The sequence below is a fragment of the Piscirickettsia salmonis LF-89 = ATCC VR-1361 genome (assembly GCF_000297215.2).
GTDB lineage: Bacteria > Pseudomonadota > Gammaproteobacteria > Piscirickettsiales > Piscirickettsiaceae > Piscirickettsia > Piscirickettsia salmonis.
In genome coordinates, this window is record NZ_AMFF02000020.1 from 22,726 (window position 1) to 37,114 (window position 14,389).

A 14,389-nucleotide genomic window follows, 5' to 3' on the forward strand; every position below is an offset into this window, starting at 1 on the left:
TGGTTATGGCTAATTAAATAGTCGCTATAAATACCCAGTAGCTCTTTATTCATTCCTGATGAAATCCCTGTATCTATCAGATTTCATTATACATCGTTTATCATGTCAGTGCGTAAGGTGAGTTGGTATTTTAACTTTGCTTAAGGCTGTTGTTACATATTTAAGGCAATGGGCTTCTGGGTCTGTAAAAGATGAGGAAGCAATTGATAAACATGATATTGCTAATAATGTGGCTATTTTTTTCTTAGTGATCACGGCTATTTACCTAATTCTTTGTTGCTTTGTTGGTGCCAATATATGTAACCATGTTTGACTCACTGTATGATATGAGTAAATGTTTATATATTAAGCTAAAGGCAGTAAACTAATTATTTACATAATATATGAGCTTAATTGGGATTTATATCTATCTATGGCTTATATTGGTGCTGTTTGTCTATGGTGCTGTGTGGTTAAAACGATAGGATTAAATTTAGTAAAATACAGGTTATGATAAGGGTGATTTCTACTGTATTTGTATTATCATCGATTCGATTATTTGCTAGGTATAAAAGAAAAATATATTGAAATATAATTATTAAACAGATAGATATATTACTGATTTTAGCTGAGTTTGATCATAAATATTGAAAAGTATTTTTTTTGTAAGAGCCAAGTTTGATTTAGCGTTTAGTGTATACTTGGCTTGGTAATTTTTAAGTAAAGATGAATGTTGAATTAAGTGATAAAAAGTTGAATATTGAATTAAATGATCATAAGGGTTAAAAAAAAGTGAAATCTATTCAAGTTGCAGTTGGAGTGATTGAAAATAAGCAAGGGCAAGTGTTTACTGCATTGCGGCCCAAGCATGTTGATCAAGGTGGGTTGTGGGAGTTTCCCGGAGGTAAACTTGAAGAAGGTGAAGGTGCGCTATGTGCACTTAAGCGTGAATTGCAAGAAGAAGTTGGCATTTGTGTAGAGCATGCAGAGCCTTTAATTGAAGTTCGCCATGATTATCCTAATGTACGTGTCTGTTTGTCGACGTTTCGTGTGCTTAAATACTCTGGTGAGCCAATAGGCGCAGAAGGGCAAAATATTCAGTGGCAGGATAAACGTGCGCTTTTTTCTTTAGATATGCCCAAAGCGAGCTTACCGATTATTAAAGCACTGTGTTTGCCAGAGCGTTATTGCATTACTCCGCTTCATTTAAGTGATGAGGCGCTACTTTCTCATGTTAAAACGCAATTAGATAAAAAGGTAAAGTTAATTCAGCTTCGTGGTGATTATAGTGAGGCTGTGACTATAAAACTACATAATTTGTGCTTAGAGCATCATGCGCGGTTATTAGTCAAGGATCTGCTGTTGGCTAAGCGTTTAGAGGTAGGCGTGCACTTGCGTGCGAGTGAGTTGATGGACTGTGATTTATCTATGCTCGCTGATATTAATTTTGCTGCAGCGTCTTGTCATAACCTTGCCGAGTTAAAAAAAGCAGAGGCGCTGAATCTTAATTTTGCGGTATTATCACCCGTATTGCCGACCCCTTCTCATCGAGGTGCAGAACATTTAGGTTGGTCGCAGTTCGAGAACCTGGTAAAAAATGTTAATTTTCCGGTGTATGCCTTAGGAGGTATGGAATGGCATTATATGGATCAGGTTAAGCGACTTGGTGGCCAAGGGGTGGCTGGGATTCGGTTGTTTTGTTAAGAGTTGAACTTCCTTAACGAAGGTTGATAATTTATACTGATGTTGAAGTTGAAATGTGTAGTGCTTAATTTAAGTAGATGCAGGTAGCTATAAAATATTGATGTGAGGGTGAGCCTATGAATGGGGTAAAAACCGCTGTCTTACTTGCAGCCTTAACTGCGTTATTATTAGTGATCGGTAGTGTGTTGGCAGGCCAAGTTGGTTTGTTTATTGCCATCATCTTTGCCGTTATTATGAACTTTAGTGCGTATTGGTTTTCTGATCAATTGGTGTTAAAAATGTATCGTGCCCAAGAAGTGGGTCCTTATGATGCACCAGAGTTGTATCAAACCGTAGAAGAGTTAGCACATCGTGGCAATATGCCAATGCCCAAAGTGTATTTAGTCCCTGATCAAACACCGAATGCGTTTGCAACGGGGCGTAACCCTGAAAATGCTGCGGTTGCAGCAACTGAGGGCTTAATTCAAATGCTCAGCCGTGAGGAACTCGCGGGTGTAATGGCCCATGAGATGGCCCATGTTCGTCACCGTGATACTTTAATTGGTACTGTCAGTGCGACGTTAGCCGGAGCGATAGGGGCGATCGCGAATATTGCCTTATTATTTAGCTTTTTTAGGAGCTCTGATGAAGAAGGCCCTGGGCCGATTGCAACTTTGGTGATGGCTATTTTGGCGCCGGTTGCAGCATCATTGATACAGATGGCTGTTTCACGTTCGCGTGAATTTGCTGCTGATCGAGGGGGTGCTGAGTTGTGTGGTAATCCGTTATGGCTTGCCAGTGCTTTAGAGAAATTAGCGTCGGCGAATCAACGCCAGCCTATGCGTCAGGCAGATGAACATCCAGCCACGGCCCATATGTTTATTGTGAATCCTTTAAGTGGTCGCGAGATGATGAGATGGTTTTCTACTCATCCACCGTTAGAAGAGCGTATTCGCCGTTTACAACAGATGGCAAAAAAGCAGTAACTGGTCTGTTTAAGTCAAATGCGTTATCAAATATTTGAATTGATGGTTATAGGAAGGGAGTGGCTTGTGCGTGTTTGGCTGATTTTTTGCTGGTCGTTGTTATTTGTTGTAGTTAGTTATGCTGTGCCTGCAGAGGTGAATAAAGCCATTTTTTTTGGCGATAGTTTATCGGATGTAGGTAATTATCCAGTGGGGTCGTCTGAGCCTTATGTGCCGGTGACTAACCCATATCAAGGAGACCGTGCTTATTATGGCGGTAGTGTTGGTGTTATTTGGCCGCAAATTATCACGCGGGAATTGTATGATCAGGGTAATTTTTCTTCGCCTTTTGTTGTTGCCTCTGGTGTGATTAATCAGAAAAACCATCAAATAACACCTCAAGCATCACTGGATTATGCCTGGGCAAGTGCGGTGACGGGTGATGTGTATACGAATCGCCAAGGGCAAGTATTAAAAGAGTGCAGTGAGCCAAGTCAGCGGCCGTTGTGTATTCCAGGCTTAGCGAAGCAGGTAGGTTTATATTTGGATGCTCACCAAGGTCAAGCAGACCCGAAGGCTGTTTATTTTTTATGGGCGGGTGGCAATGATATGTTTAATAATATTGCGAATGTGATAAGTTTGCGTTGGACGAGGATAGCCTGGTCGCCGGCACAGAATATTGCTGATGCTGCAGCAAAATTGGCAAACGCAGGTGCGCGGCATATTATTATTATTAATTTACCTAATGTGGCGTATACCCCGGCATTAGTGCAGAAAAAATATTTAAAAGGGTTGGTCACTTTTATTACCCGTCATTTTAATCAACACTTAAAAGATGATAGTATCCAGGCGCTAATGCCTTATAAAGTGCAGCCAGTGATTGTTGGTGCAGCGAAGCTGTTTGAAGATATTTATATGAAAAAACCGCCCTTTGAGGCACTTAAAATTCATAATTTAGCCAAGGTATGTCAAGAGGATCAAAAAGCTGTAAAAGAGAACTGCCCTAATTATTTATTTTGGGATACAAGGCACCCGGCTTGGCTGGGTAGCCAGATTATTGCCAAGGCAATACTCAGCGATGTGCAAGCTATGAGTTAATCAATAATGCAAAGGTTAGCTTGATGATGGTTGTTGGCCAAAAAGTGATTGGTTGGGGTGCGCTGAGTATGTTGATCAGTGTTATTTTAGGTGCTGTTGGTACACATGTTTTAACTGGTGTTTTAACGGCACAGGCGCTGTATACCTATCAGATTGCGGTAAATTACCAGCTTTATCATAGCTTAGGTTTGATTTTAATTGGTATCTTGTTATTGGATTACCAGCCATGTAAACGGCTGATCAGTGTTGCCTTTTTGCTGGCAGCTGGTATCGTTTTGTTCTCAGGCAGTCTATATATCTTCGTCATTTTTCATGGTGCTTGGTCGTGGCTTGGACTACTGACACCTATAGGTGGTATGTGTTGGATCATTGCTTGGGGGCTCTTGGCCTGGACATTTATGCGTTATCAGCCTCACCATAAATAGCTGCTTTAAAGTGTTTTCTGCACATGGAAATATATTTGTCATTGCCACCAATTTCAATTTGTGCACCTGTTTTGACGGGGCTGCCGTGCTCATCGAGGCGGATGACCATAGTCGCCTTGCGGCCACAGTGACAGACGGTTTTAATTTCGTTGAGTACATCCGCCCAGGCCAATAAATATTGGCTACCGGTAAAAGGTTCGCCGAGAAAGTCAGTGCGCAGACCATAGCTAAGCACGGGAATATTTAATTGATCAGTAATTTCTGTCAGTTGGAAAACTTGATTTTTAGTGAGAAATTGAGCTTCATCAATTAAAATGCAATGTATTTTTTCTTGTTTTAATTGTTTTTTTGTCAGCTGGTAGAGGTTATCACTATCAGTAAAAGAGATGGCGTCAGCGCCAATGCCAATACGCGAATGAATACGGCCGCACGCCGCTCGATTATCAATATGTGGGGTAAATAACAGCGTATTCATGCCGGATTCTTGGTAATTATAGCTAGATTGCAATAAGGTTGTCGATTTCCCGGCATTCATTGCTGAATAATAAAAATAAAGTTTTGCCATATTGATATCTTGATTTTGAGTTTATTTAAAACGCATTGATAAATTAATAGATTGGATATGTTTAGTGAGGTTGCCAGAAGAAATATAGTCAACGCCGGTGCTGGCAACGGCTTCTAAACGTTCAGGGGTCATTTCTCCTGAAGCTTCTAATTTGGCGCGCCCGGCGGTGAGGCTAACTGCCTGTTGCATCATCTGCAGGTCAAAATTATCAAGCATAATGATATCGGCTTGTGCGTTTAATGCCTCTGCAAGTTCTATCAGGGATTCTACTTCAACTTCGACCGGTTTGCTGGGGGCGAGTTTTTTAGCGGAGGATACGGCTTGCTCAATACTGCCGCAGGAGAGGATATGATTTTCTTTAATTAAAAAGGCGTCATCAAGGCCGATGCGGTGATTGGTGCCGCCACCGTCGAGAACAGCTTGCTTTTGTGCGATGCGTAGTCCTGGCAGCGTTTTACGGGTATCAAGAATTTTCGTTGAGTAACTCTCAAGAGTTCTCGCGTAGTAGGCTGTGATAGTTGCTGTGGCTGAAAGGGTTTGCAGAAAGTTAAGTGCGGTGCGTTCTGCGGTAAGTAAACTACGGGCTGAGCCTGTTACCGTAAATAAGTGTTGGTTGGTAATCACTTGATCGCCATCGGCAACGTGCCATTCTATTTGAGTTGTTGGATCGACTTGTAAGAATGTTTCATTGACCCAACGTGTGCCGGAGATAATTGCATTTTCACGGGTGATGACGTCGGCTGTTGCGTTTTTTTTCTCATCGATGAGTAACGCCGTAATATCACCACTGGCAATGTCTTCACTTAATGCGGAGCGTACATTGTTGCTGATGACAGTATGGATTGGTTCGCGCATCGCCTCACTCTCTTTATTTTAGCCTTTAGTTTTTTGGCTGATTGGTCATTGTTCTTACGGTCCAAAGAGGCCATATTGTACACTAAATTTAAAGAAGAAGGGGGAGAAGTGTTTATGCAAATTGATTCACAGGGGTGTTTGGATCAGGCAAACTATATTGCCAGCCCTAATTGTAATGAGCGGCCGGAAGGTGCAGACGTTAGCTTAATTGTGGTGCATAATATCAGCTTGCCCGCAGGAGAGTTTGGCAGCATGGATGTTGAGCGTTTATTTACTAACTGTTTGGATTGCAGTCAGCATGCAAGTTACCATGATTTAATCGGCTTAAAAGTTTCGAGTCATTTCTTTATTCGTCGTGATGGGGCTATTATTCAATTTGTCCCAGTGGGTCAGCGGGCTTGGCATGCTGGAGTGTCTTGCTATCAGGGGCGGGATAACTGTAACGATTTCTCTGTTGGCATTGAAGTTGAAGGTACCGATGATATTGCTTATGAAAAGATTCAATATCGTATGCTTGCTGAGCTTTGCCAAACTTTGATTGATTATTTTCCAAAGTTATCTAAAGCACATATTGCTGGCCATGAACATATCGCCCCCGGGCGAAAAACTGACCCTGGGCCAAGCTTTGACTGGGATTATTTTAAACAGTTGCTTTAACAATGAGTGATAAAGGTAGGCCTGAGCTCAATTATGGTGTAGGCAGCTAAACGTCAATTTGCTGCCTGAAATTGAGTGGTTATATCTTTAGTTTTAGGTTGACATGATGGGTGAGTTTTGCATTTAATGCGTGAATGAGCTTGGCTTCTTGTTTGTGAGTAGCAAAAAAGAAAATTTGAAATAATGATAATGGCTTTTCTGGTTCAATAGCGAGCTTGAGTTCTTGTGGGTCTTGGAAAAACTGCGCTAGTGCTGTTTGGTAGGGTGTAAATGCTGGGTTTAATTGTGCGCTTTGAATGAGTGCTGCATATAAGGTAGCAACATCTTGAGTTGTCGCGGGTAATCCTGTTGCTGTTTTCATATGTGTTGCATTTTCTTGGTAGATTCGTGATAGCAACGAGTGGTCTTGATAGCTAAGTTCTAAATTATTTAAGAAAATATTGCGTCCTTCGATAGCCAGTAGATGGGTTGCCAGTGCTTGTTGCTGCTGCTTAGTTTTAGTGTTGGTATTTTGTGGGGATTGATCGAGTAATTTATTTATTTCTTTAGCAATTTTTTCACTGTGAGTGGTTAATGAGTAGCTAAAGTGTGTTGTGGCAGCTTTAGGTAATTTAGCAAAGCCATGAACCTGTGTTGTTGTTATTTTACTGGGTTGAGCATTACTGGTTGTGCCGGTAATCTCTAAGGTGAGTGGCTGAGTTTTGTGATAACCAAGTTGCTTTAGGTAATTTTGGACTGTGACGGGAAGGTTAAGCTTAGGAATGTCAAGGTGGAACTCGATGTTATAAAGCCCTGTGTTATTGACGATCTCTTGTTGTATTTGTTTGAATGTTTGCGTTAGGCTTGTATGATTGTGTTTGAAAGAGCGCGCCCAATTTTTGGGTAAAGTGTAGGCTATTGGGACTTGCTGCCCACGTTCGCTAAGAGTAAATATCGGCTGAGATTGAGGCCCAGCTTTAATGTCGATATTTAATGTTTCTGTTTGGCTGTTTTGATCATAGTTATAGCTGGCAAAACCGACAGGCTGACCGTTGAGTGAAGATTCGAGTTGTTTTAAATAGCCTGTTATTTTTGAATTTTTGCTGCTTAAAGTGATATTTGAAAATTTTATTTCTGCCAGTGCATGCTCGGTTGCAGTAAATGCGAGTGTGCCGATAGTTAACTCTGGAAACTGCAAAGACAGTGTTTGTGTTTTGGTAGTGAAATTTTTAAATTGAACGTGAATGTCGTGAATGCTAGCATGGTGAGTGAAGAAGAAGAAACCGTTAGTATCGATTTGGCCATAGTGAATGGCTGAAATTTGGCTATTATTATTTTCCTCGGTTTGTGATTGAATCCATTGATCTAGCTCTTTTTTTACCATTTTTTGGGCTTGATAATCTGCAATGGCGTAAACTGTGCTGGCGATAGCAATAATAGTTATGGTGCTGTAAATAAATTTTTTCACTATAAGTAGCCCTTTCGGTGTATTTCTTTTTAAGACGTTATATTTTAACGCCCTAATGTTGAGGGTTTTATTATATAACAGGTGATCGTTTATTCAATTCAAAAGCGAGTGCTTTGGCTGCTAGGCTGTGAGTATTGTTTGGTTGTTAAAATGAATGTTTAAAATATAAAGATTAGTTTTTTAGTGTTGCTTTGTGTTTTGCTGCCGTGTTGCAATATGTGCTATATTTCGTTACTCGCGCGCGGGCAGCTGCTTGAAGAACACGCTGCTTTATTAAAAAGATTTATTTAAGGAGGGTGAAGATGCGCCAGAAGCTAGTGATGGGAAACTGGAAGATGAATGGTTGTCGTCGTGAATTGACGGCATTATTATGTGGTGTTTCTGAAGGTGTTAAAAGCTTGTCTAAGGTGGATGTTGCAGTTTGTCCTGCTTTTGTTTATTTAGAGACAATGACGGCGTTATTAAAAGAGTCTGGGTCTAAAGTGAGTCTTGGAGCTCAAGATGTAAGCTTGCATGAAACAGGTGCGCATACGGGTGAAGTTGCGTCGGCGATGCTGCACGATTTAGATTGTCAGTATGTGCTGGTTGGGCACTCAGAGCGTCGTAGTTATCATGCAGAAAGCAATGACATTGTTGCAAAAAAATTTGTTGCTGTTCAGGCACAAGGTTTGATTCCGGTATTATGTGTTGGCGAGACATTAGAACAGCGCCAAGCGGGCAACATGCAAGAGATAGTGAGCACGCAGGTACAGACTGTGATTGACTACGCAGGTGTGAATGCTTTTGCAAGGAGTGTCATCGCGTATGAGCCGGTGTGGGCGATTGGTAGCGGTGTTGCAGCAGAGCCTGCCGATGTGCAAGGTGCGCATGGCTTTTTGCGCGGCGTACTGAGTAACTATGATGCAACGCTTGCTCAAAATATGCAGATTTTATATGGTGGCAGTGTGAGGGCAAGCAATGCTGTTGAAATTCTACAACAACCTGATGTTGATGGTGGATTAGTTGGTGGTGCTTCTTTGCAGGTCGATGAGTTTGTCACAATTTGTCAGGTGGCTAATGGTTAATTTGAGGTAAAATGTGGAACAAATACTATTGATTTTGTTAATTGTTGCAGCGGTTGTGATGATTGTATTGATTTTGATACAGCAAGGTAAAGGAGCGACTGCAGGGGCTTCTTTTGGTACTGGTGCTTCACAGACGGTATTTGGCAGTGCGGGGGCCGCTTCGTTTTTGGTAAAAGCAACAGCGATGTGTGCTTTGGTTTTCTTTGTAATTTGTTTGGTGTTGGGGCGGATGGCGGCGCAGCAGGGACAATTATCACCCGCATCTGCTACGGTAAAAACAACGGCGGCGCCAGCGGCGGCATTGCAAGAAGCGACAACACCGGTATCCGCTCGAACGACTGATGAAAGCGGAGTTAAAAAATAATTAGCACTTGCATCTTACTAAAATAACAGTAAAATGGCGCTACGCGCTTGTAGCGCAATGAAATTTTTGCCGAAGTGGTGAAATTGGTAGACACGCCATCTTGAGGGGGTGGTGACCTAACGGTCGTGCCGGTTCGAGTCCGGCCTTCGGCACCAAGTTTAAGAGGCGATTTGAGATCGCCTTTTTTATTGCCTGCAAATTTTAATAATTCACTGCATGGCAATGTTATTTATAATTTAAATTTTTATTACCTTTAAATTATCTATCTTTAAAAAGATTTAATTTAATTTATAAGGTTGGCTTCAGCTTTGGTGTTAAGATGTAGAGAATGATAAAAAATGTAAATATATTATAGAACGTTTAGTGATTTCGTATGGTTTCGTATTTTATATCTTAATTTTGAATGCGCTTGAGTTAAAACTTTTTGTTGGTTGAGAAATATTACATAAATAGTGTGAGAGTCTTGCTATTTAAAGGTGATAGTGTGCAAAAATGAGTGCTTTATAGCTGGCTATATCATTGTTCAAGAAGTGAAAAAGCCTTTTTTTATTTGTATAATGGTCTCTTTTTGTTTAATATCTTTCCAGACTTTTGTCAGTTTAATAAACTTGTTTATACTTATTAACATTGATAACAATTTAAATCGAAAGTATAAACATGTCCTTTTGGTATTTGGGGTAATACCATGTTAGATAATTATGGTCCGATATTATTGTTCCTGATTATAGGAGCATTGTTTGGCATGGCGCCGATGATCGCAAGCGCTGTTGCTGGAAAAATTCTTGGTCTAGAACAAAAAAGTAAGGCGAAAGAAGACGCGTTCGAGTGTGGTTTTGCACCGTTCGAAGATGCACGGATGAAGTTCGACGTGCGTTTTTATCTTGTTGCTATACTTTTTATTGTCTTTGATCTTGAGGTGGCGTTCATGCTGCCTTGGGCAGTAGCACTCAATAAAATAGGCTGGTATGGCTTTACAGCAATGTTCGTTTTTCTTGCTTTGCTTGTGGTTGGGTTTATTTATGAGTGGAAGAAAGGGGCGCTTGAATGGGAGTAGCCAATACTATTTTAAAGCGTGATGGCTTTGTTACGACTTCTGCAGATAAGTTAGTGAATTGGGTGCGTACAGGCTCCATGTGGCCGGTGACTTTTGGTTTAGCTTGCTGTGCTGTTGAGATGATGCAAGCGGGTGCGTCGCGCTATGACTTAGATCGCTTTGGTGTGATTTTTCGTCCAAGTCCACGTCAATCGGATGTGATGATCGTCGCTGGCACCTTGTGCAATAAAATGGCGCCAGCATTACGACGTGTCTATGATCAAATGGCAGGCCCCAAATGGGTGATTTCTATGGGTTCATGTGCCAATGGTGGTGGCTATTATCATTATTCTTATTCTGTTGTGCGTGGTTGTGATCGTATTGTGCCGGTGGATGTCTATGTGCCAGGTTGTCCGCCGACTGCAGAAGCTTTGTTGTATGGCATTATTCAGTTGCAAAATAAGATTCGTCGTACCAATACTATTGCACGGCAATAAACAAGGTTAATATAGGTATGGAATTACAAGAACTGGTTACGCTCCTTGAGTCGTGTGTTAATGAGTTTAATCTTGGCTCAAAAGTAGAGTTTAATGAATTAACCCTGGAAGTCCCTGCTCAGTATTTATTGAAGTTTGCGCAACGATTGCGTGATGATCAGACGCTGTGTTTTGAAGTTCTAATCGATGTGTGTGGCATAGATTATTTATATTACGGTAAAGATGAGTGGACCACGGATTCGGCGACGGCAACTGGTTTTGAGCGTGGTGTGCGTCAGTTAGAAACACCTGAAAAGGGTGATGGTAAACGTTTTGCTGCTGTTTATCATTTAATGTCGATTAAAAATAATATCCGTTTGCGTCTAAAGGTATTTCCTGATCAAGATACGCTGATTTTGCCATCGGTGAATGAGATTTGGAGTAGTGCGAATTGGTTTGAACGTGAAGCATTTGATATGTATGGGCTACTGTTTGATGGTCATCCTGATTTACGCCGTATCTTGACGGACTATGGTTTTATTGGTCACCCATTTCGAAAAGACTTTCCATTAAGTGGTTATGTTGAAATGCGTTATGACGCTAAAGATGAACGTGTGGTCTATGAACCTGTTGAAATTGAACCGCGTGTTTTGGTGCCGAAAGTGATTCGCCATGATAATCGCTATGACACACGTTTGACGGCAGGAGAAAAGTAACATGTCTGAGTTTCGAAATTATACGATTAACTTTGGGCCTCAGCATCCGGCGGCACATGGTGTCTTACGACTAATTTTAGAGCTTGATGGCGAGACGGTTGTGCGTGCAGACCCTCATATTGGCTTATTACATCGTGGTACAGAAAAACTTGCAGAGACCAAACCTTATAATCAAAGCATTGGTTATATGGATCGGCTCGATTATGTTTCTATGATGTGTAATGAACACGCCTATGTTATGGCCATTGAAAAATTACTGGGGATAGAGGCGCCGATTCGGGCACAATATATCCGAGTCTTATTTTCCGAAATTACCCGCATTTTAAATCATTTAATGGGCATTGGTTCAACGGCTCTAGACTTAGGGGCGATGACGGTCTTTTTGTATGCATTTCGTGAGCGTGAAGACCTTATGGATTGCTATGAAGCAGTATCTGGTGCGCGTATGCATGCGACCTATCTGCGTCCAGGCGGTGTTTATCGTGACTTGCCAGAGCGCATGCCGCAGTATGAGGCTTCACGCTGGCGTAATGAGAAAGAGGTTGCCAAGCTAAATCAAAATCGCCAAGGCTCTTTGCTGGACTTTCTCTGGGATTTTACTGAACGTTTTCCATCCTGTGTTGATGATTATGAAACGTTATTAACAGATAACCGGATCTGGAAACAGCGCACGGTCGGGATTACTGAAGTCTCTGCTGAGCGAGCACTGAACCTTGGTTTTTCAGGTCCGATGTTGCGTGCTTGTGGTGTAGAATGGGATCTGCGCAAAAAGCAACCTTATGAAGTATATGATCAGTTGGACTTTGATATTCCGGTGGGAAGCAAGGGAGATTGCTATGATCGTTATTTGGTCCGTGTTGAAGAAATGCGTCAATCTAATCATATTATGCGTCAGTGCATCGAATGGTTACAGAAAAATCCAGGCCCAGTAATGGTTGATGACCATAAAATTGCCCCACCAAAGCGTGCTGAGGTGAAAAGTGATATGGAGTCATTGATTCACCATTTTAAATTATTTACTGAAGGCTTTACTTGTCCTGCCGGTGAGGTGTACAGCGCCGTAGAACATCCGAAGGGTGAGTTTGGTATTTATCTTGTTTCTGATGGGTCAAATAAGCCGTATCGTGTCAAAATTCGTAGCAGTGGTTTTGCCCATCTGGCTGCTATGGATGAGTTATTACGTGGTCATATGTTGGCTGATGTGCCTGCGTTAATTGCAACACAAGATTTGGTATTTGGAGAGGTTGACCGCTAATGTCCATAGAAAACGGTTTACACAGTTTAGACGGTTTAACAATTACGATGCGTGAGCAAATTGATTATTGGCTCACTAAGTTTCCTCATGATCAAAAGCAGTCAGCATCTCTTGCTGCCTTGATGGTTGTTCAAAAAGAAAATAATGGTTATTTAACCAATGTGCTGATGGATGCGGTGGCTGATTATTTAGATATGCCAGCGATTGCGGTCTATGAAGTGGCAACGTTTTATTCGATGTATGAGCACAAGCCGGTAGGGCAGCACAAGATTTGTGTATGTACTAATATTTCATGCATGTTAAATGGCTCTGATAAAATTGTTGAGCATTTAGAGCGGCGTTTAGGCGTTAAAATGGGGGGGGATGTTACTCCAGATGGTAAATTTAGTATTAAAGAAGTCGAGTGCCTGGGTGCGTGCGTGAATGCACCGATGTTACAAATTGGTGATGATTATCACGAAAAGTTAACGCCTGAGCGTGTTGATCAAATTTTGGATAATCTGGAGTAGTCAATCATGAGTATCAGTATCCAACAAAATTTAGTCTGTTTTCGCTCATTAGGTTTAGATCAGCCGTGGACGTTGGCCAGTTATGAAAGTATCGGTGGTTATTCAGTATGGCGGCGTATTTTAAAAGAAAAAACCCCACCTGAGGAAATTATTGAAGAGCTCAAAACATCGGCATTACGCGGGCGTGGCGGTGCGGGATTTCCAACAGGGCTTAAATGGAGCTTTATGCCGCGCAATGCGCCGGGGCAAAAATATGTGGTTTGTAATTCCGATGAAGGTGAGCCTGGAACTTGCCATGATCGGGATATTATGCGTTACAACCCTCATCAGCTGATTGAAGGGATGGCGATAGCTGGCTATGTTGTTGGTGCGACAGTGGGCTATAACTATGTACGTGGTGAGTTTATTGAGCCAATTAGACGCTGTGATCTGGCTTTAGAAGAAGCACGTGCTGCGGGCCTACTGGGCAATGATATTTTAGGTTCAGGGATTGATTTTGATATGTTTACTGCCCATGGGGCAGGGGCATATATTTGTGGTGAAGAGACGGCACTTTTAAATTCGTTAGAAGGTAAAAAAGGTCAGCCGCGCTTTAAGCCGCCGTTTCCAGCTGGCTATGGCTTATATGGACGACCGACGAACATTAATAATACTGAGACGTATGCTTCTGTGCCGGTGATTTTACAACATGGCGGGCAATGGTTTTTAGAATTAGGTAAACCCAATAACGGGGGTTGTAAAATTTTTAGTGTTTCAGGTCATGTCAATAAGCCGGGTAATTATGAAGTTCCCTTAGGGACTTCGTTTAAAGATTTATTAGCACTGGCCGGTGGTGTACGCAATGGCAATCGTTTAAAGGCGGTGATTCCAGGTGGTAGCTCATCAAAAATTGTGCCTGGGGATATCATGCTTAACGATGTCACTATGGACTATGATTCAATTGGTAAAGCTGGCTCAATGTTAGGTTCTGGAGCGGTTGTTATCATTGATGAGACCCAAGATATGGCGGAGTTGCTTGCACGTATTGCACATTTTTACTATGAAGAGTCATGTGGGCAATGCACGCCATGTCGCGAAGGTACTGGTTGGATGTCACGTATTTTAAAGCGGATTGTCTCAGGTCAAGGGCGGCCAGAAGATCTAGAAAAAGTGGTTGCGGTGGCTGGAAAAATTGAAGGCCACACGATTTGTGGCCTGGGTGATGCAGCAGCATGGCCGGTGCAAAGTTATATTCAAAAATTTAGGCATGAATTTGAATATTGGATTGAGCATAAGCGTAGCATGGTTGCAGCCTAAAC

General features: G+C 41.8%; 16 protein-coding genes and 1 tRNA gene. 14 read left to right on the forward strand and 3 right to left on the reverse strand.

Translation table 11 applies throughout. The features are described 5' to 3' along the window. Positions 1–771: 771 nt before the first annotated feature. From C200_RS02290 to C200_RS02305, 4 genes are all read left to right on the forward strand, one after another. Positions 772–1,683, forward strand: a complete 912-nt coding sequence (locus C200_RS02290; protein WP_016209274.1) for a Nudix family hydrolase — start codon at positions 772–774, stop codon at positions 1,681–1,683. Between the two features lie 116 nt (positions 1,684–1,799). After that, complete coding sequence (gene htpX / locus C200_RS02295) at positions 1,800–2,648, forward strand: zinc metalloprotease HtpX (RefSeq protein WP_016209259.1); 849 nt, start codon at positions 1,800–1,802, stop codon at positions 2,646–2,648. Between the two features lie 66 nt (positions 2,649–2,714). Beyond that, positions 2,715–3,725, forward strand: a complete 1,011-nt coding sequence (locus C200_RS02300; RefSeq protein WP_016209305.1) for an SGNH/GDSL hydrolase family protein — start codon at positions 2,715–2,717, stop codon at positions 3,723–3,725. A gap of 23 nt (positions 3,726–3,748) precedes the next feature. Then, positions 3,749–4,150: a DUF423 domain-containing protein gene (locus C200_RS02305; RefSeq protein WP_016209295.1), complete on the forward strand. Its 402-nt coding sequence runs from the start codon at positions 3,749–3,751 to the stop codon at positions 4,148–4,150. Here the strand turns inward: C200_RS02305 and C200_RS02310 are convergent. Further along, positions 4,122–4,715 carry a thymidine kinase gene (locus tag C200_RS02310; RefSeq protein ID WP_016209268.1) on the reverse strand — a complete coding sequence of 198 codons (594 nt, stop codon included), beginning with the start codon at positions 4,713–4,715 and terminating at the stop codon, positions 4,122–4,124. The genes C200_RS02305 and C200_RS02310 overlap by 29 nt on opposite strands. Positions 4,716–4,736: 21 nt before the next feature. Further along, complete coding sequence (nadC, locus tag C200_RS02315) at positions 4,737–5,570, reverse strand: carboxylating nicotinate-nucleotide diphosphorylase (protein WP_016209287.1); 834 nt, start codon at positions 5,568–5,570, stop codon at positions 4,737–4,739. A gap of 114 nt (positions 5,571–5,684) precedes the next feature. Between nadC and ampD the strand changes: the two genes are divergently transcribed. Further along, positions 5,685–6,227, forward strand: coding sequence for a 1,6-anhydro-N-acetylmuramyl-L-alanine amidase AmpD (gene ampD, locus C200_RS02320; RefSeq protein ID WP_032126233.1), 543 nt, complete (start codon positions 5,685–5,687; stop codon positions 6,225–6,227). A 79-nt stretch (positions 6,228–6,306) separates the two neighbouring features. On the opposite strand, the gene C200_RS02325 is transcribed toward ampD, so the two are convergent. After that, positions 6,307–7,674, reverse strand: coding sequence for a hypothetical protein (locus C200_RS02325; RefSeq protein WP_016209266.1), 1,368 nt, complete (start codon positions 7,672–7,674; stop codon positions 6,307–6,309). 302 nt (positions 7,675–7,976) lie between these two features. Between C200_RS02325 and tpiA the strand changes: the two genes are divergently transcribed. The 9 genes from tpiA (at position 7,977) to nuoF (ending at position 14,387) form a co-directional block, all read left to right on the forward strand. Next, positions 7,977–8,738 (forward strand): triose-phosphate isomerase, encoded by a 762-nt coding sequence (tpiA, locus tag C200_RS02330; protein WP_016209286.1) that lies wholly within the window; start codon positions 7,977–7,979, stop codon positions 8,736–8,738. A 13-nt stretch (positions 8,739–8,751) separates the two neighbouring features. Continuing rightward, on the forward strand, positions 8,752–9,102 hold the full coding sequence (secG, locus tag C200_RS02335) for a preprotein translocase subunit SecG (protein ID WP_016209290.1): 351 nt from the start codon (positions 8,752–8,754) through the stop codon (positions 9,100–9,102). Positions 9,103–9,170: 68 nt separating this feature from the next. Then, positions 9,171–9,257 (forward strand) — tRNA-Leu (locus C200_RS02340). A 530-nt stretch (positions 9,258–9,787) separates the two neighbouring features. Beyond that, positions 9,788–10,156, forward strand: a complete 369-nt coding sequence (gene ndhC, locus C200_RS02345; protein ID WP_016209283.1) for an NADH-quinone oxidoreductase subunit A — start codon at positions 9,788–9,790, stop codon at positions 10,154–10,156. Then, on the forward strand, positions 10,147–10,632 hold the full coding sequence (locus C200_RS02350) for a NuoB/complex I 20 kDa subunit family protein (protein ID WP_016209262.1): 486 nt from the start codon (positions 10,147–10,149) through the stop codon (positions 10,630–10,632). Before ndhC ends, C200_RS02350 begins: the two co-directional genes overlap by 10 nt. A gap of 17 nt (positions 10,633–10,649) precedes the next feature. Further along, positions 10,650–11,327 (forward strand): NADH-quinone oxidoreductase subunit C, encoded by a 678-nt coding sequence (locus C200_RS02355; RefSeq protein WP_016209242.1) that lies wholly within the window; start codon positions 10,650–10,652, stop codon positions 11,325–11,327. Position 11,328: 1 nt separating this feature from the next. After that, positions 11,329–12,582 carry an NADH-quinone oxidoreductase subunit D gene (locus C200_RS02360; RefSeq protein WP_016209278.1) on the forward strand — a complete coding sequence of 418 codons (1,254 nt, stop codon included), beginning with the start codon at positions 11,329–11,331 and terminating at the stop codon, positions 12,580–12,582. Beyond that, positions 12,582–13,091 (forward strand): NADH-quinone oxidoreductase subunit NuoE family protein, encoded by a 510-nt coding sequence (locus tag C200_RS02365; protein ID WP_032126234.1) that lies wholly within the window; start codon positions 12,582–12,584, stop codon positions 13,089–13,091. Before C200_RS02360 ends, C200_RS02365 begins: the two co-directional genes overlap by 1 nt. Before the next feature lie 6 nt (positions 13,092–13,097). Further along, the gene (gene nuoF, locus C200_RS02370; protein WP_016209307.1) at positions 13,098–14,387 is read left to right on the forward strand and encodes an NADH-quinone oxidoreductase subunit NuoF; all 1,290 of its coding nucleotides are present in this window, start codon (positions 13,098–13,100) and stop codon (positions 14,385–14,387) included. Positions 14,388–14,389: the final 2 nt, after the last annotated feature.

Excerpts from the sequence above, each read along its gene's own strand:
- htpX (WP_016209259.1), top strand. The coding sequence starts at position 1,800 with ATGAATGGGGTAAAAACCGCTGTCTTACTTGCAGCCTTAACTGCGTTA.
- C200_RS02305 (WP_016209295.1), top strand. The coding sequence starts at position 3,749 with ATGATGGTTGTTGGCCAAAAAGTGATTGGTTGGGGTGCGCTGAGTATG.
- C200_RS02310 (WP_016209268.1), bottom strand. The coding sequence starts at position 4,715 with ATGGCAAAACTTTATTTTTATTATTCAGCAATGAATGCCGGGAAATCG.
- nadC (WP_016209287.1), bottom strand. The coding sequence starts at position 5,570 with ATGCGCGAACCAATCCATACTGTCATCAGCAACAATGTACGCTCCGCA.
- ampD (WP_032126233.1), top strand. The coding sequence starts at position 5,685 with ATGCAAATTGATTCACAGGGGTGTTTGGATCAGGCAAACTATATTGCC.
- tpiA (WP_016209286.1), top strand. The coding sequence starts at position 7,977 with ATGCGCCAGAAGCTAGTGATGGGAAACTGGAAGATGAATGGTTGTCGT.
- ndhC (WP_016209283.1), top strand. The coding sequence starts at position 9,788 with ATGTTAGATAATTATGGTCCGATATTATTGTTCCTGATTATAGGAGCA.
- C200_RS02350 (WP_016209262.1), top strand. The coding sequence starts at position 10,147 with ATGGGAGTAGCCAATACTATTTTAAAGCGTGATGGCTTTGTTACGACT.
- C200_RS02355 (WP_016209242.1), top strand. The coding sequence starts at position 10,650 with ATGGAATTACAAGAACTGGTTACGCTCCTTGAGTCGTGTGTTAATGAG.
- C200_RS02360 (WP_016209278.1), top strand. The coding sequence starts at position 11,329 with ATGTCTGAGTTTCGAAATTATACGATTAACTTTGGGCCTCAGCATCCG.
- C200_RS02365 (WP_032126234.1), top strand. The coding sequence starts at position 12,582 with ATGTCCATAGAAAACGGTTTACACAGTTTAGACGGTTTAACAATTACG.
- nuoF (WP_016209307.1), top strand. The coding sequence starts at position 13,098 with ATGAGTATCAGTATCCAACAAAATTTAGTCTGTTTTCGCTCATTAGGT.